The sequence below is a fragment of the Mesorhizobium sp. BH1-1-4 genome (genome assembly GCF_020165665.1).
In the GTDB taxonomy this organism is placed as follows: domain Bacteria; phylum Pseudomonadota; class Alphaproteobacteria; order Rhizobiales; family Rhizobiaceae; genus Mesorhizobium.
On the sequence record NZ_JAIUIN010000009.1, the window covers coordinates 147130 to 171015 of the forward strand.

The 23886-nt window shown below is 63.4% G+C and carries 21 protein-coding genes; 6 read left to right on the forward strand and 15 right to left on the reverse strand.

The features are described 5' to 3' along the window. Positions 1-102 precede the first annotated feature (102 nt). Entirely contained in the window at positions 103-1299 is a 1197-nt protein-coding gene (locus LB569_RS17715; RefSeq protein ID WP_224693389.1) for an acyl-CoA dehydrogenase, read from the reverse strand. 100 nt (positions 1300-1399) lie between these two features. Between LB569_RS17715 and LB569_RS17720 the strand changes: the two genes are divergently transcribed. Then, positions 1400-2311: a LysR family transcriptional regulator gene (locus tag LB569_RS17720; protein WP_224693390.1), complete on the forward strand. Its 912-nt coding sequence runs from the start codon at positions 1400-1402 to the stop codon at positions 2309-2311. Here LB569_RS17720 and LB569_RS17725 read toward each other — a convergent pair whose 3' ends face one another. The 8 genes from LB569_RS17725 to LB569_RS17760 all read right to left on the reverse strand — a co-directional run bounded on the left by LB569_RS17725 (position 2312) and on the right by LB569_RS17760 (position 13023). Next, on the reverse strand, positions 2312-4636 hold the full coding sequence (locus tag LB569_RS17725) for a Tex family protein (protein WP_224693391.1): 2325 nt from the start codon (positions 4634-4636) through the stop codon (positions 2312-2314). Positions 4637-4866: 230 nt separating this feature from the next. After that, a complete protein-coding gene (locus LB569_RS17730) occupies positions 4867-6048 on the reverse strand; it encodes a serine hydrolase domain-containing protein (protein WP_224693393.1) in 1182 nt (393 codons plus the stop codon). A 31-nt stretch (positions 6049-6079) separates the two neighbouring features. Next, positions 6080-7276 (reverse strand): serine hydrolase domain-containing protein, encoded by a 1197-nt coding sequence (locus tag LB569_RS17735; RefSeq protein ID WP_224693394.1) that lies wholly within the window; start codon positions 7274-7276, stop codon positions 6080-6082. Between the two features lie 65 nt (positions 7277-7341). Then, the gene (locus tag LB569_RS17740) at positions 7342-8376 is read right to left on the reverse strand and encodes an extracellular solute-binding protein (RefSeq protein ID WP_224693396.1); all 1035 of its coding nucleotides are present in this window, start codon (positions 8374-8376) and stop codon (positions 7342-7344) included. A gap of 23 nt (positions 8377-8399) precedes the next feature. Then, positions 8400-9200: an ABC transporter permease gene (locus LB569_RS17745; RefSeq protein WP_140704549.1), complete on the reverse strand. Its 801-nt coding sequence runs from the start codon at positions 9198-9200 to the stop codon at positions 8400-8402. Next, a complete protein-coding gene (locus LB569_RS17750; protein ID WP_140704548.1) occupies positions 9193-10113 on the reverse strand; it encodes an ABC transporter permease in 921 nt (306 codons plus the stop codon). Before LB569_RS17750 ends, LB569_RS17745 begins: the two co-directional genes overlap by 8 nt. Further along, on the reverse strand, positions 10113-11207 hold the full coding sequence (locus tag LB569_RS17755) for an ABC transporter ATP-binding protein (RefSeq protein ID WP_140704546.1): 1095 nt from the start codon (positions 11205-11207) through the stop codon (positions 10113-10115). Before LB569_RS17755 ends, LB569_RS17750 begins: the two co-directional genes overlap by 1 nt. Before the next feature lie 139 nt (positions 11208-11346). After that, a complete protein-coding gene (locus LB569_RS17760) occupies positions 11347-13023 on the reverse strand; it encodes an amidohydrolase (protein ID WP_224693398.1) in 1677 nt (558 codons plus the stop codon). 259 nt (positions 13024-13282) lie between these two features. Between LB569_RS17760 and LB569_RS17765 the strand changes: the two genes are divergently transcribed. The 4 genes from LB569_RS17765 to LB569_RS17780 all read left to right on the forward strand — a co-directional run bounded on the left by LB569_RS17765 (position 13283) and on the right by LB569_RS17780 (position 16934). After that, on the forward strand, positions 13283-13936 hold the full coding sequence (locus LB569_RS17765; protein WP_224693400.1) for a TetR family transcriptional regulator: 654 nt from the start codon (positions 13283-13285) through the stop codon (positions 13934-13936). Positions 13937-13959: 23 nt separating this feature from the next. Further along, complete coding sequence (locus LB569_RS17770; protein WP_224693402.1) at positions 13960-14991, forward strand: histone deacetylase family protein; 1032 nt, start codon at positions 13960-13962, stop codon at positions 14989-14991. Positions 14992-15456: 465 nt separating this feature from the next. Next, positions 15457-16167, forward strand: a complete 711-nt coding sequence (locus tag LB569_RS17775) for a helix-turn-helix transcriptional regulator (protein ID WP_224693404.1) — start codon at positions 15457-15459, stop codon at positions 16165-16167. Next, the gene (locus LB569_RS17780) at positions 16164-16934 is read left to right on the forward strand and encodes a helix-turn-helix transcriptional regulator (RefSeq protein ID WP_224693406.1); all 771 of its coding nucleotides are present in this window, start codon (positions 16164-16166) and stop codon (positions 16932-16934) included. Before LB569_RS17775 ends, LB569_RS17780 begins: the two co-directional genes overlap by 4 nt. A 160-nt stretch (positions 16935-17094) precedes the next feature. Here LB569_RS17780 and LB569_RS17785 read toward each other — a convergent pair whose 3' ends face one another. The 6 genes from LB569_RS17785 to motA are packed head-to-tail and all read right to left on the reverse strand — an operon-like array spanning position 17095 to position 21928. Continuing rightward, positions 17095-17529 (reverse strand): hypothetical protein, encoded by a 435-nt coding sequence (locus tag LB569_RS17785; RefSeq protein ID WP_224539005.1) that lies wholly within the window; start codon positions 17527-17529, stop codon positions 17095-17097. Continuing rightward, positions 17526-18608 carry a flagellar biosynthesis protein FlhB gene (gene flhB, locus LB569_RS17790; protein ID WP_224693408.1) on the reverse strand — a complete coding sequence of 361 codons (1083 nt, stop codon included), beginning with the start codon at positions 18606-18608 and terminating at the stop codon, positions 17526-17528. The genes LB569_RS17785 and flhB overlap by 4 nt, the downstream gene beginning before the upstream one ends. A gap of 3 nt (positions 18609-18611) precedes the next feature. Beyond that, positions 18612-19625, reverse strand: a complete 1014-nt coding sequence (locus LB569_RS17795) for a flagellar motor switch protein FliG (protein WP_224539009.1) — start codon at positions 19623-19625, stop codon at positions 18612-18614. Positions 19626-19668: 43 nt separating this feature from the next. Next, positions 19669-20055: a flagellar motor switch protein FliN gene (gene fliN / locus LB569_RS17800; protein ID WP_140704531.1), complete on the reverse strand. Its 387-nt coding sequence runs from the start codon at positions 20053-20055 to the stop codon at positions 19669-19671. 17 nt (positions 20056-20072) lie between these two features. Continuing rightward, the gene (locus tag LB569_RS17805; RefSeq protein WP_318012809.1) at positions 20073-21020 is read right to left on the reverse strand and encodes a FliM/FliN family flagellar motor switch protein; all 948 of its coding nucleotides are present in this window, start codon (positions 21018-21020) and stop codon (positions 20073-20075) included. A gap of 32 nt (positions 21021-21052) precedes the next feature. Further along, positions 21053-21928, reverse strand: a complete 876-nt coding sequence (gene motA / locus LB569_RS17810; RefSeq protein WP_224539013.1) for a flagellar motor stator protein MotA — start codon at positions 21926-21928, stop codon at positions 21053-21055. A gap of 138 nt (positions 21929-22066) precedes the next feature. Here motA and LB569_RS17815 point away from each other — a divergent pair, with 138 nt between their 5' ends. Continuing rightward, the gene (locus LB569_RS17815; RefSeq protein WP_224693410.1) at positions 22067-23884 is read left to right on the forward strand and encodes a DUF1217 domain-containing protein; all 1818 of its coding nucleotides are present in this window, start codon (positions 22067-22069) and stop codon (positions 23882-23884) included. Positions 23885-23886: the final 2 nt, after the last annotated feature.

Below are 23886 nucleotides of genomic sequence, written 5' to 3' on the forward strand. Positions count from 1 at the left end.
GACCCCGGGGTTCGGCGTTTAGCTGGCCGAACCCTGACACATCTGGCCGCCATTCTCCAAGCGGATGTTGCGGTGCACCTAAATTAAACGGCTACCGAACCCTCAGAAAAACGCCTGTATCCCCGTCTGCGCCCGTCCCAGGATCAGCGCGTGCACGTCATGCGTGCCTTCATAGGTGTTGACGGTCTCGAGGTTCTGCGCGTGGCGCATGACGTGGTAGCCGATCTGGATGCCGTTGCCGCCATGCATGTCGCGGGCCTGGCGGGCGATGTCGAGCGCCTTGCCGCAATTGTTGCGCTTGACGATCGAGATCATCTCAGGCGCCATCTTGCCTTCGTCGAGCAGACGTCCGACGCGCAGCGACGCCTGCAAGCCCAGTGCGATTTCGGTCTGCATGTCGGCGAGCTTCTTCTGGTAAAGCTGCGTGCCGGCCAGCGGCTTGCCGAACTGCTTGCGGTCGAGGCCATACTGGCGAGCGCGGCGCCAGCAATCTTCCGCCGCCCCCATCGAACCCCAGGAAATGCCGTAGCGGGCCCGGTTGAGGCAACCGAACGGTCCGCCGAGGCCCTTGGCGTTCGGCAGCAGCGCGTCCTCGCCGACCTCGACGCCTTCCATCACCACTTCGCCGGTGATCGAAGCGCGCAGGCTGAGCTTCCCGCCGATCTTCGGCGCCGAAAGCCCCTTCGTGCCCTTTTCCAGCACGAAGCCGCGGATTTCGTCCTTGCCGTTCTCGCCCTTCAGCTTCGCCCAGACGACGAACACGTCGGCGACCGGCGCATTGGAAATCCACATCTTGGAGCCGGTCAGCCTGTAGCCGTTGGCGGTCTTTTCGGCGCGGGTCTTCATGCCGCCGGGGTCGGAGCCGGCATCCGGCTCAGTCAGGCCGAAACAGCCGATCCATTCGCCGCTGGCGAGCTTCGGCAGGTACTTCCTGCGCTGCTCATCCGAGCCATAGGCGTGGATCGGATACATCACCAGCGACGACTGCACCGACATCATCGAGCGATAGCCGCTATCGACGCGTTCGACTTCCCGCGCCACCAGCCCATAGGTGACATAGTTGGCGCCAAGTCCACCGAACTCCTCGGGGATATTGATGCCGAGCAGGCCGGCCTCGCCCATCTCGCGGAAGATCGCCGTGTCGAAAGTCTCGTTGAGATAGGCTTCCTCGATGCGCGGCGCGAGCTTGTCGGCGGCAAAGGCGGCAGCGCCGTCGCGCACCATGCGCTCGTCTTCCGAAAGCTGGTCCTCGATCAGGAACGGGTCTTCCCAGACGAATGCATTCTTGTCGGCGGCCATGGCTTTCTGTCCTTCGAAAGGTGAGCCCGGCTTATCGGCCCACAGCTAGAGAAAATCAAACGAAATTGCTTCACCGATCAATGAGCGCTAGTAATGGATCATGAGTGTCCAACGACGTCTTTTGCCCAACATCAGTGCCCTCGCCGCCTTCGAGGCGGTGGCCCGGCTCGGCTCCTTCACCGCCGCCGCGCAGGAGCTGGATTTGACCCAGGGCGCGGTCAGCCGGCAGATCAGCCTTCTGGAGGATCAGTTCGGTCGCCGGCTGTTCGAACGCGACAGCCGCAACGTCCGCCTGTCGACCGGGGGCGAAATCTACGCCGAGGCGGTGCGCTCGGCACTTGGCCAATTGCGCGATGCAGCCCTCGGATTGATGAGCAATCGGCATAGTGGCATCCTGAACCTTGCCATTTTGCCGACCTTCGGCACCCGCTGGCTGATGCCGATGATCCCCGATTTCGTCGAAAGCAATCCCGACATAACCATCAACTTCGCCACCCGCATCGGCCGTTTCGACTTCGCCAGGGAGAGGCTGGATGCGGCCATCCACTACGGCCTGCCGGACTGGCCGGAAGCCGACTCGACGCTGCTGGTGCGCGAAACGGTGGCCCCGGTCGTCTCCCCCGACTTCCTCGCCGGTCGCGCCATCGCCACGCCGGCCGACATTGGCCGTTTGCCGCTGCTGCACATGACGACGCGCCCCGGCGCCTGGAGCGAATGGTTCGAGCATCAGGGCCTGAGCGCTCCGACCGGACCCGGAATGCAGTTCGAACAGTTCGGCACCGCTGCCCAGGCCTGCATGGCGGGGCTCGGCGTGGCGCTGTTGCCGCTGCTTCTCATCGAGGGTGAATTGCAGCGCGGCCAGCTTGTGCCGGCGCCCGGCCAGCCGATGCAAAGCCGCAGCGCCTATTACCTTGTCGTTCCCCACGACAAGCGCGGCTATCCACCGGTCGCCAGTTTTCGCGACTGGCTGCTGGGCCGGCTTGAGAAGGAGCCGGCTGTTCTGGCGTGGTAGCTACTTCCGCTTCAGCGCGTCCGCCAGCGCCGCGCCGAACGCGCCCTGCTGTGCCGGCCGCTCCGGTTGGCGTTGCGGCGCCGGCGAGCGTGGCGCCGGCCTGCCGCCGCCATTGTCGCGCGGTCCACCCTTCGATGCGCCGCCCTCGCCGCCATCCCTGCGCATGGAGAGCGCGATGCGCTTGCGCTTGATGTCGACATCGACGACGCGCACCTTGACCACGTCGCCGGCTTTGACCACCTCATGCGCGTCCTTGATGAAACGGTCGGCCAGTTGCGAGACATGCACCAGCCCGTCCTGATGCACCCCGATATCGACGAAGGCGCCAAACGCCGCGACGTTGGTCACCGTGCCTTCCAGCAGCATGCCGGGCTTCAGATCCTTGATGTCGTCGACACCGTCGGCGAAGGTCGCGGTCTTGAAGCCCGGGCGCGGGTCGCGAGCGGGCTTCTCCAGCTCGGCAAGAATATCGCGCACCGTCGGCAGGCCGAAACGCTCGTCGACGAAGACGCGGGGATCGAGCGCCTTGAGCGCCGCGCTGTCACCCATCAGCGAACGCACGTCGCGGCCACAGGCGGCGACGATCTTCTTGGCCACGCCATAGGCTTCCGGATGCACCGACGAGGCATCGAGCGGCTCGCTGCCATTGGCAATGCGCAGAAAGCCGGCGCATTGCTCGAAGGCGCGCGGTCCAAGCCGCGCCACCTTGAGGAGTTCCTTGCGGCTGGCGAATGGTCCGGTCGCGTCGCGATGCGCGACAATGGCGTCGGCGAGCGAGGCGCCCAATCCTGAAACGCGCGCCAAAAGCGGCGCCGAGGCGGTGTTGAGGTCGACGCCGACCGCGTTGACGGCGTCCTCCACGACCGCTTCCAGCGAGCGACCAAGCCGATACTGGTCCACATCGTGCTGGTACTGGCCGACGCCAATGGATTTCGGTTCGATCTTGACCAGTTCGGCCAGCGGATCCTGCAGGCGCCGCGCGATCGACACCGCGCCGCGCAGCGACACGTCGAGGCCGGGAAACTCGGCCGCCGCCGCCGCCGAAGCCGAATAGATCGAGGCACCCGCCTCGCTGACGATCACCTTGAGCGGCTTCGGCCCTGCCCCCGCAGGCAGGTCGGACAGCATGTCGGCGACCAGCTTCTCCGTCTCGCGGCTGCCGGTGCCGTTGCCGATCGAGATCAACTCGACCTTGTGCTGGCGGATCAGCGCGGCAAGTTCGGCCTGCGTGCCGCGCACATCATTCCTCGGCGGGAACGGATAGACCGTCGTCGTCGCCACCAGCTTGCCGGTGCCGTCCACCACCGCGATCTTGACGCCGGTTCGGATACCTGGGTCGAGCCCCATCGTCGGCCTTGAGCCGGCGGGTGCCGCCAGCAGCAAATCCTTCAGGTTACGGGCAAAGACGTGGATCGCCTCTTCCTCGGCCCGTTCGCGCAAATCGCGCATCAGATCGAGCGTCAGGTGCAGCGACAGTTTTATCCGCCAGGTCCAGCCGGCGACCTCCATAAGCCAGCGGTCGCCCGGCAGGCTGCCACCGATGGCATAGGCGTTGGCGATCATGCGCTCGACCGGCTTCACCTGCGAGGTGTCATCCGCATCGACCTCGATGTCGAGCGACAGGACTTCCTCGTTGCGTCCGCGCAGCATGGCCAGTGCGCGGTGGCTCGGCGCCGTGGACCAACGCTCGACATGGTCGAAATAGTCGGAGAATTTCGCGCCGGCCTCCTGCTTGCCATCGACCACCCTGGCGCGCAGGAAGGCGCGCTCCTTCATGTAGCTCCGCAGCTTGCCGACAAGGTCGGCATTTTCGGCGAACTGCTCCGAGAGAATATCGCGCGCGCCCTCGAGTGCTGCCTTGGTGTCGGCCACCTCCTCGGTGACATAGGCCAGCGCCACCTCGGCGGGCACCAGCGAACGGTCAGCGAGGATCGCCTCCGCCAAAGGCCCGAGGCCCCGCTCCCTGGCGATCTCGGCCTTGGTGCGGCGCTTCGGCTTGTAAGGCAAATAGATGTCTTCCAGCTCCGCCTTGGTGGCCACCGCCGCGATCTTGGCTTCGAGATCCTCGGTCAGCTTGCCCTGCTCGCGGATCGAGCCGAGGATGGTGTCGCGGCGCGCATCGAGTTCGCGCAGATAGGCAAGCCGCTCGGCAAGGTCGCGCAGCTGCGTGTCGTCAAGCCCGCCGGTCACTTCCTTGCGGTAGCGCGCCACAAACGGCACCGTCGCGCCCTCATCGAGCAGTCCGATCGCCGCGGCCGCCTGTTCGGGCCGCGCGTTGATTTCGGCCGCGATGATGGCTGCGATGCGCTTGATGTCGGATGCCATGTCATTCCCACTCTTTTCGAAAAGAGCGGCGACCATAGGCGCAGACATCAGGTCCGCCAACCGCCGCGCCTCCATCAGGCCGGCAAGTCCACAGGAAAGCAGCCTCCAGAGCAATCCCAGGAAAAGTGTGCAACGGTTTTCCGTCCGGAATTGCGTAAAAACAAAGAGTTAGAGTGGGTCGGCGATTCTATCAAACGATGAACCGCTCTAATGTGGCCGGCGGAGCGCGGTCAGATTATCCGGCTCAGCGCCTCGAAGAAGGCGACGATCTCGATATCCAGCGGATCGTCGACCGGCTCCGGTTGCGACGACATCTTGGCGATGACGACTTCCGCTTTCGGATCGACATAGAGCCACTGGCCATGGATGCCGATCCCACAATAGGCGCCATTTTCGAAGCCGGTCTGATACCATTTGTTGCGGTAGCGGCCCTTCGGGAACAACGGCAGCATGGCGCCGCGCTGCCAGGCTTCCGAGCTGCCGCCGGTGACGGTGGTGTCGCGCACCCAGGCTTCGGGCACGATGCGGCGGCCATTGGCCGTGCCGCCTTGCCGCATCATCTCGCCGATGCGCGCCAGGTCACGCGGCGTCACCGAAATACCGCCGGCGGTGCGTGCCGTGCCTTCCATGTCGACGCCGATCGACGCCTCGCTGACCGCGCCAAGCGGCAGCCAGAGTTTCTCGCGCATCAGGTCCGGGAAGCGCTGGCCCGACGCCCGCTCCAACAGCAGGCCGAGCAGGTCGGAATTGGGGGAACGGTAGCGGAAGGTCTGGCCATGCGGCTCGGCAAGCCGCTGCAAGGTCAGGATGAATTCGCGCAGGCTTTCGGTGCCGCCGCCGGGATTCCACAGCGTCGCGCGGCGATAGCGGGCAAAAGCGCTTTCGGGATCGAGATAGGCCTCCTCGAAATCGAGGCTGACGCTCATGTCGAGCACATGCCGCGCGCTGGCATCGCCATAGGCCGAACCTTTGGCCTCCGGAATGTACTTCGTCACCGGCGCTTCCGGGTCGAACACCCCCTCGCCCTCCAGTATGCCGGCGATGATGGCGGTCACCGATTTGCTGACCGAAAAGATGATGTGGCGCGCGCCGAAGTCCATATGTGGGGCGAACCAGTCACCAATGATCTTGCCGCCTTTCATCACCGTCAGGGCGTCGGTGCTGGAGCGCAAGAGGAATTCGGCCACCGTCTCTGGCGCAGCGGCAACCGAAACCTTTTCGCCGAGCAAGCTGCCGAGATCCCGCAGCGGCGGCTCGACGCCGGCCGGCGCCGCCGTCACGCGGGCGGTCGGCACCAGTTCGCCGAGATTCTGGAATGACCACCGGTTGAACGGGTTCTCGCGCCAGTTGCCGAGTTGCACCTCGTTGCGGCGGAAGCCGTAGCGGGTCTCGAACGCGGTCTTGCCGGTCATGGCGTTTCCTTCCAGTCTTTTTTCTTGAGGTTCAGGCGAGCGCCGCGGCTATGGCGTGCACGGCCTTCAGCGTTGCCACGGAATAGGCCATGTTGCTGAAATCCGGCCAGGTCGACAGCTTCACCACGACGATTCCTGTGTCCCAGTCGATGTGGATCATCTGTCCGAACACGCCCCGGCACATCAGCGCCCGCGACCGCGGATTCTCGATCCAGAACTGGTTGCGATAGCTGCCCTCGGGCAGGCTGGCGGAGAAATCCGGACCATGCTTGCCACTGCGCGTCGCCTCGATCCAGTCGGCCGGCACGATGCCGCGACCATCGTCGAGGATCAGCTGGCCGAAGCGGGCATAGTCGCGCAGCGTCGCGTTGAAACCGCCATCGGCCAGCGCGTAGCCCGCGCTGTCGACGGTGAAGCAGGCGCTTTCATCGGCACCGAGCTTTTGCCAGAGTTCCTCGGAAACCAGTTGCGACAGCCTTTTGCCTGTCACCCGTTCCATGATGAAGGCAAGCACGTCCGTCTCGATCGAGCGGTACTCGAACCGGGCGCCGTGCGTGCGAACCGTGTCCTTCAAGCCCAGGATCAGCTCGAACATGTGTGAGGGCCAGCGGAAATCCGGATCGCTGCCCGGTGGCACCGGTTTCCAGCCGGTGGCGACATCGACCTGGCCGATGTCGGAATAGCGGTCGACATATTCCTCGGAGAACCGCACGCCGGTCGTCATGTCCAAGACATGCTGGACGCTGGCGCCGGCCCAGCCGGTGGCGCCAAGCTCCGGCAGATAATCGGTGACGGGCCTCGCCGGATCGATCAGGCCGCGTCCGGCCAGTATGCCGAACACCGAGCCGGTGATCGATTTAGCCATCGACTGCGAGAGATGCAGCGTGCGCTCGTCCATGCCGTTGAAATAGCGCTCATAGGCTATCCTGCCGTGCTTGAGCACCAGGAAGCCGTCCGTATAGGTCTCGTCGAGCAAGCCGGCGAGCGTCGAAGGCCTGCCCTCGCTGTCCCCGACCGCCAACCTGTCGAGATCGACCTCGGCGCGTTCGAGACGGTGGCGGTGACCATTGCCGCGCCAGACTTCGGCGGTCGGCAGGATTTCCCTGATGTGCTGGAAAGCCCAGCGGTTCCAGGGCGGCCTGTCCCAGTCGAGCCTGGGCGGCACCATGGCGGGCGGCGAGCCGTGCATGATCGGCGGCCGCGGATCGCTGTTGCGATAAGAGTCCATGAAAGGCCATTCCCAGAAAAGGAAAGGCCCGGCGCCATATGCCGCCGGGCCTCTTGGGTCCGTGACTACTTCTGCAGTTCGGTCCAGATCTTGGTGTAGAGCTCCTGCGTCTCAGGGGCGCACATCTGCTGCAGTTCGCCAAGCGGCTTGGCGTCGGCCGGAATGACGACTTCCGGCGCGTCCTTCATGTCGGCCGGCATGTATTTGTCCGAACCGGCAATGGCGTTGGCGTAACGATGGAAGGCCGAGAGGCCCGCCGCGTTTTCCGGATCCATGATGAAGTTCTGGAACAGCTTGGCGTTCTCGACATTCTTGGCTTCCTTGAGAACGACGACGTTGTCGCTCCACAGGCCATAGCCTTCCTTCGGATAGTTGAAGTGGATGGCCGGGTTGGCCAGGCGCTGGCGGAGCGCCGAGCCGTTCCAGTCGCTGGTTGCCTTGAAGTCGCCGGCGCCCATCTTCTCGATCGTGTTGTATTCCATGGCGATCCAGTTCGGCTTGGCCGCCACCAGGAGGTCGCGTACCTTCTTCAGCACCGCCTTGTCGTCGGTGCACTGCTGGCCGCCGACATACTTGATCGCGGCGAACATCACGTCGCCCATCTCCGGCACGACGTTGACCTTGCCCTTCAACTCGTCCGGCGTGTTGAAGATGATGCCCCAGGTGTTGGCCGGACCCTTGTAGGCGTCGGTATTGACGACGACGCCGATCGTGCCCCAAGCCCACGGAACGGTGTATTTACGGCCGGGATCGAAGTCGGGATTGGCCCATTCGGGTGCGATGTTCTTGGCGTTCTCCATCTTGCCGGGATCGGTCTCCTGGACGAGACCTTCCTTGATCCAGATCGGCACGTAGGTCTGCGACGGAACCGCGATGTCGAAACCGGTGCCGCCCTGGCGAACCTTGGCCAGCGCCGTATCGTTGGAATCGTAGTCGGTGATGGTCACCTTGATGTTGTATTTGGCTTCGAACTTCTTGATCACGTCGGGACTGGTGTAGTTGCCCCAATTATAGATGTTGAGCACGCCGTCGGCGCGGGCCAGGCCCGTCGAAGCGAGCAGCGCCAACCCCATGGCACTCGCTGTTGTCTTCCAGTTCATGGTCTTAACTCCCATTGTCGGTTTCAGTCTCGTTTCCTGCTGACGAAGAAAAACAACGTGACGATCGCGACCGAAAGCAGCAGGAAAGCGGTCGATATCGCGTTGATCTCAGGCGTGATGCCGCGGCGGATCTGGCCGAGCATGTAGGTGGGCAGCGTGTCCTGGCCGCCCGATTTGACGAACTCGGTGATAACCACGTCATCGAGCGAGATGACGAAGGCCAGCATCAGGCCGGCGAGGATACCGGGCCACAAAAGCGGCAGCGTGATGCGGCGGAAGGTCTTCCATGGCGTGGCGTAGAGATCGGCCGCGGCGCGTTCCAGCGTCAGGTCCATATTCTCCAGCCGCGCACGGATCGGCAGGTAGGCGAACGGAATGCAGAACGCCGTATGCGCGGCGACCAGATAGCCGATGCCGGAATAGCCGGTGAAGATCTTGATGCGCGAGAAGAAGATCAGCAGCGCCACGCCGGTGACGATCTCGGGCACCATCAGCGGCTGGTTGATCGCCGCGTATTTGAAGGTGAGGCCGGGATAGGACGCCGTGCGCGTGGTGGCGAGTGCCGCCATGGTGGCGAAGATGGTCGACAGCACCGCCGCGATGGCGCCGATCTGGAACGAGCGCAGCGTCGCATCGATGACTTGCGTGTTCTGGTAAGCCGACTGGAACCATTTCAGCGAAAACCCGCCCCATTCCGAGGTCGAGCTTGCCGCGTTGAAGGCATAGATCACCAGCACGATGATCGGCAGATAGAGCACCACGAAACAGGTCGCCGCGATCGCGGTGAAGCCAGGCTGGTGCTTGATGGAGAAGTTGCTAGCCATGCCGCACCCCTGACTTGCCGGCATTGCGCACATAGGCGAGCAGCGCCACCATGACGATAATCATCACCGTGATCGACAGCGCCGAGCCGAGCGGCCAGTTGCGGCCCTGTCCGAACTGCAATTCGATCAGATTGGACAGCATCATGTTCTTGCCGCCGCCCAGCACGCTCGGCGTCACATAGGCGCCGAGCGCCGGAATGAAGACCAGGATGGAGCCGGCAATGACACCAGGTTTGACCAGCGGGAAAATGATCTTGCGCAGCACCTTGAAGCGTGTCGCGTAGAGATCGTAGCCCGCCTCGACCAGCCGGAAGTCGAGCTTCTCCATGCTGGCATAGATCGGCAACACCATCAGCGGCAGGTAGACATAGGCCATGCCGATCAGGATCGCCGTGTCGGTGTAGAGGATCTGCACCGGCGCCGAGACGATGCCGAGCTTCAGAAGGATGGTGTTGACGATGCCTTCGTTGCGGATGATCTGCAGCACCGCGAAGGTGCGGATCAACAGGTTCGTCCAGAATGGGATGGTGATCAGGAACAGCCAGAGATCGCGTGTTTTCTCGCTACGCGTGGCCATGAAATAGGCGGTCGGGAAACCGAGCGCCAAGGTGGCGAGCGTCGTCACCACCGCGAGCTTGATCGAGCGCCAGAAAATGGTGACATGCGCCGCCGCCAGCGACAGCGTGTCGTCGAAAATATCGCGTTCCAGGAAGACCGACGTCCAGGCGTCGGACGAGAATTGCCATTTCACGTCGCCATAGGCGCCGGGAGTCAGGAACGAATAGACCAGCACGATCAGCAGCGGGCCGGTGGCGGCGAACAGGATGACCAGCAGCGCCGGGGCTGACAAAAGCCAGCGGTCACGGACATCGCGCCGTTCCGCTGCCTTGGCGACTTCTTCCGCGGTCGCCATCAGTCCCTCAGCACTTGCGCGGCGTCGTTGCCGATCATGATGCCGACCTTGTCGCCGCGCTCGAAACCGCAGCCGGCGCTGCGCGTGTTTTGCTGGCGCACGGTGAAGGCCTCGCCGCTGTCGAGCTGGACATGGATATGCGTGTCGGTGCCGAAATAGACGATGTTTTCGACCGTGCCAGACAGGTCGCCTTTGTCCTTCGTCAGCTTGGCATGCTCGGGCCGCACCACAACGGTGGCGTTGTCCTTGGGCTGGAAGCCTTCGGCAACGGTCGCCTCGATGGTCGTGCCGGACTTGAGCGTCGCGCGCGCCTTACCATTGCCGACGCCTGAAATGGCGGCGGTGAGGAAATTGGTTTCGCCGATGAAGTCGGCCACGAAGCGTTCCGCCGGCTTGTCGTAGATGTCCCAGGGCGAGCCGACCTGCAGGATCTTGCCCGACGACATAACCGCGATGCGGTCCGACATGGTCAGCGCTTCTTCCTGGTCGTGAGTGACGAAGATGAAGGTGATGCCGGTCTCGTGCTGCAGCCGCTTCAGCTCGATCTGCATCTCCTTGCGCAGCTTGTAGTCGAGCGCCGAGAGCGGTTCGTCGAGCAACAGCACTTTCGGCTGCGGCGCCAGCGCCCGGGCCAGCGCCACGCGCTGCTGTTGGCCGCCGGAAATCTGGCCAGTGCGGCGACCCGCCAGCGCTTCCATCTTGACCAGCTTCAACATCTCGGCGACACGCGCCTTGATCTCGGCCTTTGGCTTGCCCAGCATTTCCAGGCCAAAGCCGATATTGTCGGCCACCGTCATGTGCGGGAACAGTGCGTAGGACTGGAAGACGGTGTTGACCGGCCGCTTGAACGGCGGCAATGGCGCGATGTCATGGCCGTAGAGCAGGATCCCGCCGGCGGTTGGAAAGTCAAAGCCGGCGATCAGCCGCAGCAAGGTGGTCTTGCCGCAGCCGGACGGCCCCAGCAGCGTGAAGAACTCGTTTTCGCGGATGGATACCGAGACCTTGTCGAGGGCAGCGACCTGCCCTTCACCCGATCCGAAAATTTTGCTGACGTTTACTACTTCAATCGCATTCCGATCCGGTTTGTCCGGCACGATTACGCCTCACTGTTGACCCCGCTCTTGCTGGCGGAGTTTGTCCCCTGTTGGATGTGACCACATGGCCGGTAGGTTGGCAAGCCCGGCATTGAATCACAGTTCAGTCAGTCGTTAGACAGCAAGCCTCATGCCATTATCAGGCCTGATAGGTGATCTTGCCGCCGCAGATCGTCGTCACCGGCCGTACCTTGTGCAGATCGGCCGGCGCCGTCTTCTCGATATCGGCCGACAGCACCACCAGATCCGCCAAATAGCCCGGTTTCACCATGCCCTTGCGGTGCTCGGCGAATTCGGCATAGGCGCCTTCGACCGTGTAGGCGGCAATCGATTCATGCAGCGAGAAGCTCTGGTCGGGATCGTTTTCTGCCCACGGCTTGCGCAGCACTGCCGCCTGAATGCCCAGGATCGGGTCGATCGGCGACACCGGCCAGTCCGACGCGAACACGACATGCGCGCCGGCGTTCTTCAAGGTGCGCCAGGCGTAGCTGAGCGGCCAGCGCGCAGGCCCGATCCGCGACACGGTCGGCTCCAGCGGGAAATCCATGGCGCCGGGCGGATGCGGCGGCTGCATGGAAGCGATGACGCCGAGTTCGGCAAAGCGCGGCACATCGGCGCTGGTGGTGACCTCGATATGTTCGACCCGGTGCCGGCTGTCGCGCTTGCCGTTGGCCTTCTCAGCCGCCTCATAGCCGTCGAGCACGGCACGCACCGCGCCGTCGCCAATCGCGTGCACGGCGATCTGCAGCCCGCGTTTGTCGATGGCGACCGCCAGATCGATGAACTGCCGCGGCGTGAACAATGGCTCGCCGACCCAGTCGGGACGATCGGCATAAGGCTCGATCATGACCGCCGTCCAGGAGTCGAGCACCCCGTCATAGAACACCTTGACCATGCCCGACGACAGCCATTCACTGTCGTAGCGTTCGGCCATGACGGACGCCTTGTCGAGCATGTCGAGCGTCATGAAATTCTTGTAGTGGAAGGGAATCTGCACGCGGCAGGGCAGCCCTTCCTCGGCCTCGATCTCGGCCAGCAGTTCGAGCTGGTAGAGGTTGCCGTCCATGTTCTGGATCGAAGTGATGCCGTGTCGCGCGCACCAGGCAAGCCCACGCCGCATGATGTCGCGGTCGAAGGCGCGTTCTTCCGCCGTCGGCAGCGGCTCCGGCTCGCCGCCGGTCGCCAGCCCCAGCCGCACACGGCTTTCGCCGGCAAGGTCGAGCACCGGGCCGAACGCTTCGCCCTCGCGCAACTCGCCTTCTGCCAGGCCGTCATCCCCCATGACGATCTCATTACCCGGCCCAAGCGTGCGCCCATGCAGAATATCAGCCATTTCCAGCGCTTTGGTGTTGGCCCACATCGTGTGGTGGTCGGGAGCCGCCATGACGAAAGGCCGGTCCGGCAGGATCGCGTCGAGATGGTGGCGCGTCACCCGCACGTCGTCGAGCACCGTGTAGTCGACGCCCTGCCCGACCAGCATCCGCGCGTCGGGACGTGTCGTTGCATAGTCGCGGATCGCCTTCTGCAGCGCCTCGAACCCGTGCACGCCCGCCAGTTGCAGATGGGCAAGCTCGGCGGCGCCCGAAAACAGATGCATATGGGCTTCGATGAAGCCGGGCAGGACCGATCCGCCATGCGCGTCGATGACGTTGGTGGCTGATCCCTTGAATTCTTCAATGGCTGCGCGACCGCCAATGGCGATGATAGAGCCGTCCTTGACGGCAATGGCTTCGGCGACGGGATTATCATCGTCCATGGTCAGCACGCGACCGTTGAGAACGATCAGATCCGCACTACCCGCACCCGTGACCGACATCGCGACTCCGCGCTTTTGACGACTGACTGGAGACCGGAAAAGCTCGTGTCCAACGACCCACCGCACCATGGAGCGGCGCTGTCGGACAAATTTGATGCCGGCGCACTGTCTTTGAAATTCCCCTTGTTATCCCAAGAGACAGTGTGGATAAAGAATGCGACTGATTATTCGCGTTTGTCAACATGCCGGATTTGGAATGTATTGTGGACAGCACGCTCCGCCTCTCTTGGGACCAGGCGGGGAACGAGGACATCAACCCGTGAAGCGCAGTCTCGACTGCAAAACCAGGATAGCGCTCGAGCCGCGCAAGCAGCCGCGGCAGCAACGCTCGAGCAAGGTTGTCGACCGGATTCTCGACGCGGCGCTGATCTTGACGCGAGAGCAAGGAACCAGGACGCCGACGACGCTCGCCATCGCGCAGCGCGCGGGCTTGTCTGTCGGTTCGGTCTACCAGTACTTTCCCAACAAGGAAGCCATCCTTCTGGACCTCGCCCGGCGCTGGCTGTCCTCCTTTCCCGAGGTGATCGAGAAGCGCATAAAGGTCCCTCGGCCCACCAACCGTGAAGAATTCCGGCGCGAGGTACGCAAGCTCTTCATCGACACGTCCAGTATCTATCTCGAGAACGCGACCCTGATGCCGGTGATAGAGGCCATTTCAGGCAATGCCGATCTCAGGCCTATCCAGGACGAATATGACGAGCAGATCATCGCGCTTTACGCCGCCTGGCTGCGGCATGTGAATCCGGCTCTCGAAGACAAGACCGCCAAACGGCTCGGCCTAGTGATGATGGAGGTCGGGCACGCCTGCCGGCTGGTCGGACTGAAGAGAGATCGCAGGACATTCGACCTCATCGAGGACGATGTCGAAGCCATGTGGCTGGCTCTGGTGAGCCCCCATCTCAATCTAGGCTGATTTCGCACATCGAGAGGAATTTCATGAAGACTGTCTATTCGCCGCTTCACGCCGGTCATGCCGGCCAGATGGAACTGGTCACCTCGGCGATCGTGCCCGGTTTCGAAAAACCCTCGCGCGCGGAGTTCATCAAGGCGCGGGTCGAAAGCGAGAAGCTCGGACCTGTTATCGCGCCGGTCGAGCACGACCTTGCCGCCGCCAAGCGCGTGCACAGGGCCGACTACATCGACTTCCTGCCGACCGTCTGGCCACAATGGATCGCCGAGGGCCACACCGGTACGGCCATGCCCTTCACCTGGCCGACGCGCGGCCTGCGCGGCGACGTGCCGCCCAAGCGCATCGATGCCCTGCTCGGCTATTATTCCTTCGACGGCGGCGCCACCTTCGTCCAAGGCACCTGGGCCGCGATCAAATCCTCCTACGACGTCGCGCTGACCGCCGCCGGTCTGGTCAAGGGCGGCGAGAAATCGGCCTTCGCGCTCTGCCGCCCGCCCGGCCACCACGCCGGCGCCGGCTTCATGGGCGGCTATTGCTACATCAACAACGCGGCGGTTGCCGCGCAATGGTTCCTCGACCAGGGCGCCAAACGCGTCGCCATCCTCGACGTCGATTATCACCACGGCAATGGCACGCAGGAGATCTTCTACGACCGCGCCGACGTGCAGGTTCTCAATCTGCACGGCGATCCGATGGTGGAATACCCGTTCTTCCTCGGCCATGCCGACGAGCGCGGCGCGGGCGCCGGTGAAGGCTTCAACATCAACTATCCCATGCCATTCGGCACCGGCTGGGACGCCTGGAACGCCGCCCTGGAAGACGCCTGCGCCAAGCTTGCCGCCTACGCGCCCGACATCGTCGTCGTGTCGCTCGGCGTCGATACGTTCGAGAAGGACCCGATCAGCCAGTTCAAGCTGAAAAGCCCCGACTATCCCAAGATCGGCCGGCGCATCGCCAATCTCGGCTTGCCGACGCTGTTTGTCCAGGAAGGCGGCTATGCCGTCGAGGAGATCGGCATCAATGCCGTCGGCGTGCTGACCGGTTTCGAGGATCGTTAGATCGCCGCAAAGGGAACGCGGCCGTCTGCGCGAAGACCAAAGAGGGTGGCGTCAGCCGCCCTTTTTTGCGTCCACCGACACCCCATGAGCCCATCGCAAATGCTGTGGCCACCCTATGCGGCTCGACGTCCCTGCCCATGGAAAGGCGCGGAAAACGACCCCTGAGTCGCGTATCGAGTCCGCCGGATTCGATTTTGTCAAATCGCGTTTGATGTCGGATTCATCTGCGGGTAGATTAGACCCGAATCAGCCGGTCCTCGGGGGGCGCGGCGACCACCCAAAGTCTCACGTTCCGGACTTTTCCGGCGCCAGACGCGGACGTCTTCGCGTTCCCTGAATGGATTCCGTCTGATTGGGCGCGGCCCCGCGCCTCGTGTGTGTCTCGTAAAAGTAACGCGTTTTCGAGTTCGGCGGCTGGCTCTCCAGCAACCGGACATCAGAATCGATTCCGGCCAAAAGCAGCAGATGAGCAGTCCCGCCGCGCCTCTACAATCCGACACATTGGGCTCGCGCCTGACGTCGCGCGGTGATCTCACCTCCTTCTTCATGGAGCTGACCGCCGAGATCGGCGCCGACAGCTACATGCTGGTCGCCATCGTCCATGACCAGGACCGCAACGATGCGCGCATCGTTTCCTCGAACTGGATCTTCGACGCCATCGAACTGATCGGGAAGCGGCTGATCGCCGGCCTCGCCCAGGGTCCGCTCACCGCGGCGCCCGGTATCCGCCCGACACCGCTGGTGGCGGCCCAGGCGCCGGATGCCGACGGACTGGTCTCGGGTGAAGAGGCCCGGCTGCTCGACGTGCTCGGCCACGCCGAGATCTATTCATTGCGGCTGAATGTCGGCCGCCAGCGCCTGTTCGCCTTGTTCTCGGCGGCGGCCCCCGGCCGGATCGACCAGCCGGCACTGATGAAGGCGCAGCTGAAATGCTGTTACGCGCTGTCGCACATTCCGCAGTTGATCGCGGCCGCGGCCATGCAGGATCCGCTGTCGGATCGCGAGCGCGAATGCCTGTTCTGGGTCTCGGAAGGCAAGACCACCGACGAGGTGGCGGTTATCCTCGGCGTCTCCTCCAACACCGTCAACAGCTACATCACCCACGCCATCCAGAAATTCGCGGCTTCGAACCGTGCGATGGCCATCGCCACGGCGATCAGGAGTGGCATCATATGAAACACGCCGACATCAAGGACGCCGCGGAAGCCCTTTTCAACGAGCAGCGCAGCCCGTTCGGCGCCTTCTCATTGGGATCCGAAACCCACCACGCCGTCACCATTCCCGATGCCGTGCGCCGCTGCCGCTGGATATCGGTCGACATCAACGCCTCGGCCTTCGGCCTGTTCTTCGTCAGCCCGTCGCCCGAACGCGCGCGGCTGGTCCCGTGCTTTGATTCCGACTATCCCGGCATCGCGGTGGCGACGAAGTTCATCTCAGGCGCCAATGGCGAGGAGATCGTGCGCCATAGCCGGATTTCGACCGAGCCGCGCTGGTGGACGGATGATGGCGTGGCGGCCATGGCCGACATGTTCGGCAATCTCGCCTGGATCGGGCAGATGGCGCCGCTGACACCCGGTTCCAGCGGCATTGCCTTTCCCGTCCATGCCGATCGCGGACAATGCGGTCTTGTCGTCTTCCTCGGATCGGAGATCGCGCTGCCGCAGGATGCGCTTTACGAGATCCATGCTCGCTGCTTCTCGCTGTTCGCCGCCGTCGCGCGCATGCGTCCGGGCGACGCCGGCAGAATGCGCTCGATCTCCAAGCGCGAGCTCGAATGCCTGAAGCTGACCGCCAACGGCAACACCAGCGAGGAGATCGCGCGGCTCCTGAAACTCTCGGTGCACACCGCCAACCAGTACCTCACCCAGTCAACCCAGAAGCTCAACGCCGTCAACCGCAACCAGGCGGTCGCCAAGGCGCTGCGGCTGGGGTTGATCGAGTAATAAAAAGATGAGCCTCTCAAGGTCTGTTGAGATTCAGGTCAGGCCGAGTCGAAAATGGTGGCTTCCGAGAACCGGAGCGGAGCGTACTTTTCGTACGTGAGCACCGGAAGCGCAGGGAGTTGCCATTTGCAGGCCGGCCTCACCTGAATATCGACAGACCTCAGAAGGCCAGCGGTTCGACCTTGCGGATACGGGCCTCTTCGACCACCGCTTCCAGCAGCGCCGTATTGTGCTCGGGATCTTCGCCGGGCTTTTCGAACGACACGTAGTTGACCGCGACCGTGTTGCCGGTCTCGCTCAGCGTCAGCTGGAAATAGACGGTCACGCCGGGCGGCCTGAGCTCCAGGTCGAGCACGATGCGCGGGCTGCCGCTCCAGTCGACATGCGCCTCGCCGCCATGGCCGAGCCTCAGCGTACCCGGCTTGAAGAACAGCTCGGCCGCTGAATCGACCAGGTCCGACAGGCAGGCGAAATGCTCCAGCCGGATGAAGGCGATATAGTCGGCGACGTCGATCAGCCTGAGTTCCACCACCACCTGCTCGATGGCGCTGGCGACGATGATCTCGCGGGATTTTGCGTGCGGTTGGCGGTTCATGAAATCTGTCTGCGCTCAGCCTTTTTCGAGTAGACGATCCGCACCAGTTCGGCGACGGCCTGGTAGAATTGTGACGGGATCACATTATCGACCGAAACTTGCTTGTACATGGAGCGGGCGAGCGCCACGTCCTCGAAGATCGGGATGTTATGCTCCTTGGCGATCTCGCGAATCTTGAGCGCCACGAGATCCTGCCCCTTGGCCACGACGAGTGGCGCCGAATCCTCGTCGCGCACATATTTCAGCGCGATCGAGAAGTGGGTGGGGTTGGCGATAACAAGCGTCGCGCGCGGCACCGCCGTCATCATCCGCTTGCGCGCCCGGTCGCGGGCCAGCGAACGCAGACGCGATTTGACGATCGGGTCGCCCTCGGACTGCTTGAACTCGTCCTTGACCTCCTGCTTGCTCATGCGCAGATCCTGCTTCCAGTGGAAGCGCGACCAGACGATGTCGATCGCCGCGATCAGTCCCATGACGAAGACGATCGCCACCAGGATGTCGACGGCGATGCCGCGGATGACGAGGCCGAAAGCGACCGGATTGGTGATCATGCCGGCAAGCAGCTTGCGGTGATCCTCCGACAGCGTGAAGGTGAGCACGGCGATGGCGAAACCGACTTTTGCAATGGATTTCAGGAACTCGACCCAGCCCTGGGCGCCGAACATCCGGTTCCAGCCCTTGACGATCGAGATGCGTGACATCTGCGGCCTGATCCGCTCGCCGACGAATTGCGGCATGTTCTGCAGCACCGAGGCGCCGATGCCGGCGACCGTCAGCAGCACCAGCAGGCTGACGACGGCACGGCCAACTTCCAGCATGACGATCTTGTAGAGCTCGATGACATCGGTCTCGGTGTCCATCGGCCAGGCCTCGGGCTTCTCCAGGAACATCGACAGGAACATGCCGAGCTCGACGATGGCGTCCTTGGCATAAAAGACCGTGAACACGAGTATGGCGACAAAGGAGGCCAGGATCGCGGTTTCCCTCGAATGGGGCAACTTGCCCTGTTCGACGGTGTCGCGGATCTTCTTTTCCGTCGCCTCTTCGGTTTTCGAGTCCTTGTCGACGGCTTCGGCCATGCCTTAGGCGGCGTTCTGCGTCGAGGGAAGTTCGAATGCGCCTTCGCGCGACAGCCGGATGGTGGTCGTCACGATCGTCTTGCGGGCCGCCATGATGTCGGCGGCCGGGACGCCCTCCGAGCCTTGCCCGAGCTCGGCCTCGATCATGCGCCGCGAGCGCGCACCGATCGCCGACAGCACCGCTTCGGCCAGTGCCGCCGACGTCCCGCGCAGTGCCAGCGTGACAAGCTCGGTCGACAGCCCGTCGAACAAAAGCACGCGCGCCTTCTGGGTGAGCAGCGGCAGGTCGTCGAACGCGAACAGCCGGGCCCGCACACCGTCGAGGTCGGGCGTGCCGGCGGCTTCGAGATCCTGCATGACCTCTTCGAGCAGGGGCTTCTCCAGCTCGTTGAGCACGCTGGCGACGCGCGCCTGCCCGGCCGACGTGTCCTTGGTCGAAGTATCCGACAGCACGCTGGCGCGCAGCCGGTTCTCGACGATCCTGGTGGCGGCGGGCGGCACATTGGCCATCGTGACCATGCGCTTGATGATTTCGCCGCGCATCGGCTTGGTCAGCGTCAAAAGCACGCTCGCGGCCGCCTGCGGCGCCAGCTTCGACAGCACCATGGCCGCCGTCTGCGGATGTTCGCCCGCCAGGAAGGCGCCCAGCCGCGACGGTTCGAGCTTTTCGAGGTCGGGCCAGATCGGCGGCGGCCCTTCGGGTGCGGCCTCCGGCTTCTTGTTGCCCATTATGGCGCTCATCTCTTCGGGCGAAAGAGACTCGTTGAGGATCGTGTCCATCCTGTCGGCGGAATCGAGCAGGCCCGCGCCCTCGGTGAACTCGGCCTCGAATTCGGCGACGATGCGCTCGAGATCGCTCTGCGGAATGGTCCGGAGCAGCCGGGCGCCCTCGATCAGCGCCTTCAGCTCTTCCTGCTTGAAGAATTTCAACAGGCGGCTGGCGGACGGCTTGCCCATCGCCACCAATATGGCGGCCGCCTTCTGCGCGCGCGTCAGGGTCGTCAGCGGCGTCGTCATGCCTTGCGCCTCCGCTGCCACCGGCGAGCTCCGCGATCCATGTCTAGGCGCCCTTCGTGCCGGCGATGATCTCGGTCAGCCTGATGCCGAAGCGCGAAGGGTCGCTTTCGAGCACGGTGATCTCGCCACGTGCTATTTTGCGGCCGTTCACCACGACATCGACCGGCTCGCCGATGCGGCGGTTGAGCGCGACCGTCGACCCCTTCTGCAGCGCCATCAGATCGGCGACCGCCATCTCGGTGCTGCCGAGGATGATCTGGACATCGACGGGGATGTTCATGATGACGCTTGAATTTGCCGATGCCGCGGCCCTGGCCGCCATCTCGGGGCGCTGCTCTTCTTCGTGCAGGACCCCGCGCAATTCCTCGATGGCGCGATCGAGCTGCTCGTCCGGCTGGTCGGGCTCTGCTTCTACCTTGGTCTTGGCCATGCGTCGTCTCCAAAAGCTCAGGCGCGCCCGGCACCGGCCGGCATGAGCCCATCGATGAAATCCTGCCCGGCATCGAAAGGATGCCTGATTCGGACGGTGTAATTCTGCCCCAGTTTGCCGAACTCGCATACGAACAGCGTCTGGCCGCGCGCGCCGAGGCGAGCCCGTGATTGCGCCGTCTCGTCGAAATCGATGACCTGGCCCACTTCGAGTTTGGCGAGATCTCCAAGCGTCAGCCGCGTCAGCGGCATGGTCGCTTCGAGCGCCACGGTCGAGCGCATCACCTCTTCCGAAAAGCGCGCCCGCCAACTGGCGCCGGGATCGTCCTCGCCGACGCCGGCCGTGCCGTCACGGCCGGCCAGCACGATACGCTGCGGCATGGTCACCGTGATCGAGCCGCTGTCGACCGACGTCGAAATACCGAGGACGATGCGGATCGCGGCACCGTCGCGCAAGACGTGCCGCCTGGCCTCGATGCCCGACATGGCGCGCGGTACCGGCAGCCGCAGTTCGAGCGAGCGGCGCCCCGATCCGTTCAGCGCCTGCGCCACCTCCTGGAACACCATGGTAGAGACATCGGCCTCGATCGACGAGAGGTCGCGCTCGATCGGCGACACCGGCATATCCGGGTCGCCGCCGAACAGCGTCGAGACGATGATCGCGATCGCCGGAGCGTCGATGACGAGCGTCATCGCGTCCGAAGACGCCTGCGAGCCGACCACGGTCATGGCGAAGGTCTCGCCGGCGCGCGACCGCGCCTCGGGGACACGGCTGACCTCCACGGCCCTGAGGTCGACGATCACGGGAGCGCCAAGCTCGCTCGAGAGCGCCTTCTGCAGCAGCGGCACGGCGCGTTCGGCCATGGCGCGGCCGGCGTCGATGACCTGGTCGGCCTCGCCGCTGTCGCCGACCAGGCGCTCGATGATCAGCGAGCGCGCTTGCGCGGGGCTGCCCGGACTGGTCATGGCCGTGTCGGCACCGATCTGTTGCGCATCGCTCAAGCGGCCTTCTTCTCGGCGGTGCCGGTGTTCATCGTGCTTTGCTCGACGGCATCGATGGTCGGCCGCTCATAGGAGGAGATGGTCTTGCGGCCGAACTCGATCGCCACCTGCGGCAGGGCGCCGTTCATATAGGCCAGCAGCGTCTGCTTGACGATGATGTAGAGGCGGTTCTTCTTCTCGCGCACCGTCTTGATCTTGGTGGCGACGGGTCCGACCACCGCATAGGACAGGAAGATGCCGAGGAAGGTGCCGACCAGCGCGGCGCCGATCAGGCCGCCGAGAATTTCCGGCGACTGGTCAAGCGCGCCCATCGCCTTGACCACGCCGAGCACGGCCGCGACGATGCCCAGCGCCGGCAAGCCGTCGCCGACCGCGACCAGCGCGTGATAGGCCTTCATCTTGTCGGACTTGATGGTCTGGATTTCCTCGTCCATCAACGCCTCGATCTCGTGCGAGCGGGCATTGCCGATGATGATGATGCGGCAGTAGTCGCAGATGAAATTCATCAAGTCGTGGTTCTTGAGCACGGTCGGGAAGGCCTGGAAGATCGCCGACTCCTCCGGATTGTCGATATGCGCCTCGACCTCGCTGCGCGACTTGGAGCGCAGCTCGCGCATCAGGCTGTGCAGCACGCCGAGCGTTTCCAGATAGTCCTGCTCCTTCGGCACCGCCTGTTTGAAGGCTTCCAGAATACCCCTGCCGGTATCCTTGACCGTCTTCATCGGATTGGCGACCAGGAAGGTGCCGAGCGCCGCGCCGCAGATGACCACGGCTTCCCACGGCTGGACCAGCACGTGCAGATGCCCGCCCATGGCCATGAAGCCGCCGAGGACGCAGCCGAGCGTCACCACAAGTCCAATCAGAATGCCCACGACCGGTCCTTCCGCATTTCACGTCGAGCAAGGGATAGTCTCCGTGCCTTGTGTGAGGCTTGAATCCGAACGCTGGACGCGATTCAGTTTCGCGCAAGGAAGTGGGCTTATTGTGCTGGCATAGCTTCGGCCGGAGGCGTGTCCTTGCTCAGTACCTATACCAGCTACCAGTTGATCACCAAAGACATCAACAAGTCGATCGACCGCATCGAGCAACAGCCGACCGTCGATCGCGAGACGCAATATTATCTGGCCAACATCACCAAGGTGAAATCGATCGACGATTTCGTCAAGAATGACCGGCTGTTCAAATACGCCATGAAGGCCTACGGGCTCGAGGACATGGCCTACGCCAAGGCGTTCATGGTCAAGGCGCTCAAGGAAGGCGTCACCGATCCCGACAGTTTCGCCAACAAGCTGACCGACAAGCGCTACGCCGCGTTCGTCAGCGCCTTCAACTTCGCCGCCAACGGCGCCAATGCGACCATCTACAACAAGGCCCAGCAGCTGGTGACGGGCAACTATGCGCTGCAGGTCCAGATCGGCGCCTCGCAAACGGGGCTCACTTACTACCAGAGCGAAACCTCTTACTACGTCACCAACATCTCCAAGGTTAAGTCGATCGACGACCTGATGGGCAACAGCCGCCTGCTGACATACGCGATGGCCGCGTTCGGCCTGGACGCGGAGACCGAACCGGCCGCAACCGTCAGGGCGATGCTCGAAGGTGGCGTCAGCGACCCCAACAGTCCCGCCAACAAACTGACCGACAAGAGCTACGCCAATTTTGTCTCGGCCTTTGACTTCGCCCAGTATGGCGACCAGACGACCACGCGCGATGCCGTCCAGCAGGCGGTGCCGCAAGGATACGTGGCCGGAACCGGACTGAAATTGGTCGAGCCGAGCGCCCAGTATATCAAGGGCGAGGCGGACTATTACGCCGCAAACATCTCCAAGGTGAAGTCGATCGACGACCTCATGGCGGACAAGCGGCTGCTTACCTTCGCCATGGCTTCCTATGGATTGGATGCATCGACCGAAACGCCGTTACAGATCAGCACGATGCTGGCGGGAGGCGTCAGCGATCCGAACAGCCCGGCAAACAAGCTGACGGACAAACGCTACGCCAACTTCGTCACGGCGTTCAACTTTGCCCAATATGGCGATCAGACAACGTCGCGCGACGAGGTGCTGAAAGACACGCCGAAGATCTACACCACGGGGTCGGCGCTTGGCCTGATCCCGCCCAACGCGGACACCATCAAGTCGGAGACCGCCTACTACCTTGCCAACGTCACCAACGTGAAATCCATCGACGACCTGATGGCCAACAGCCGCTTGTACAATTATGCGCTGTCGGCTTACGGACTCGATCCGGCGACGGAAAGCAAGGATCTCATCCGCAGCGTCCTGGCCGGCGGCGTTCGCGACGCCGACAGCGTCGCCAACAAGATGACGAACAAGGCCTATGCCGGGCTCGCCACCGCCTTCAACTTCGAACAGTACGGCGAGGCCGCCACCACCATCAATGCCGCGCAGCAGCCGACCGTCGACAAGTACATGCGCCAAACGCTGGAGGAGGATGCCGGCAAGACCAATGAAGGCGTGCGGCTGGCGCTCTATTTCAACCGCAAGGCGCCTGACATCACCAGCTGGTACGACGTGCTGGCCGACACCGCGCTCGCCAGCGTGGTGCGCACCGCGCTCGGACTGCCCGATTCCTTCGCCACCGCCGACATCGACAAGCAGGCGCAGCTGTTCGAGCAGAAGCTCGACCTCTCGGATTTCACCGACCCCGTGAAACTGAACAAATTCCTGACCCGCTTCACCAGCATGTACGAGATCAACAACCCGACCTCGCCGGCGGTGACATCGATCAGCGTGCTTTTCGCCAAACCGGTCACATCGGGCATATCCACCGACCTGATGATGGCCATGCAGAAATTGAAGTTCTGATC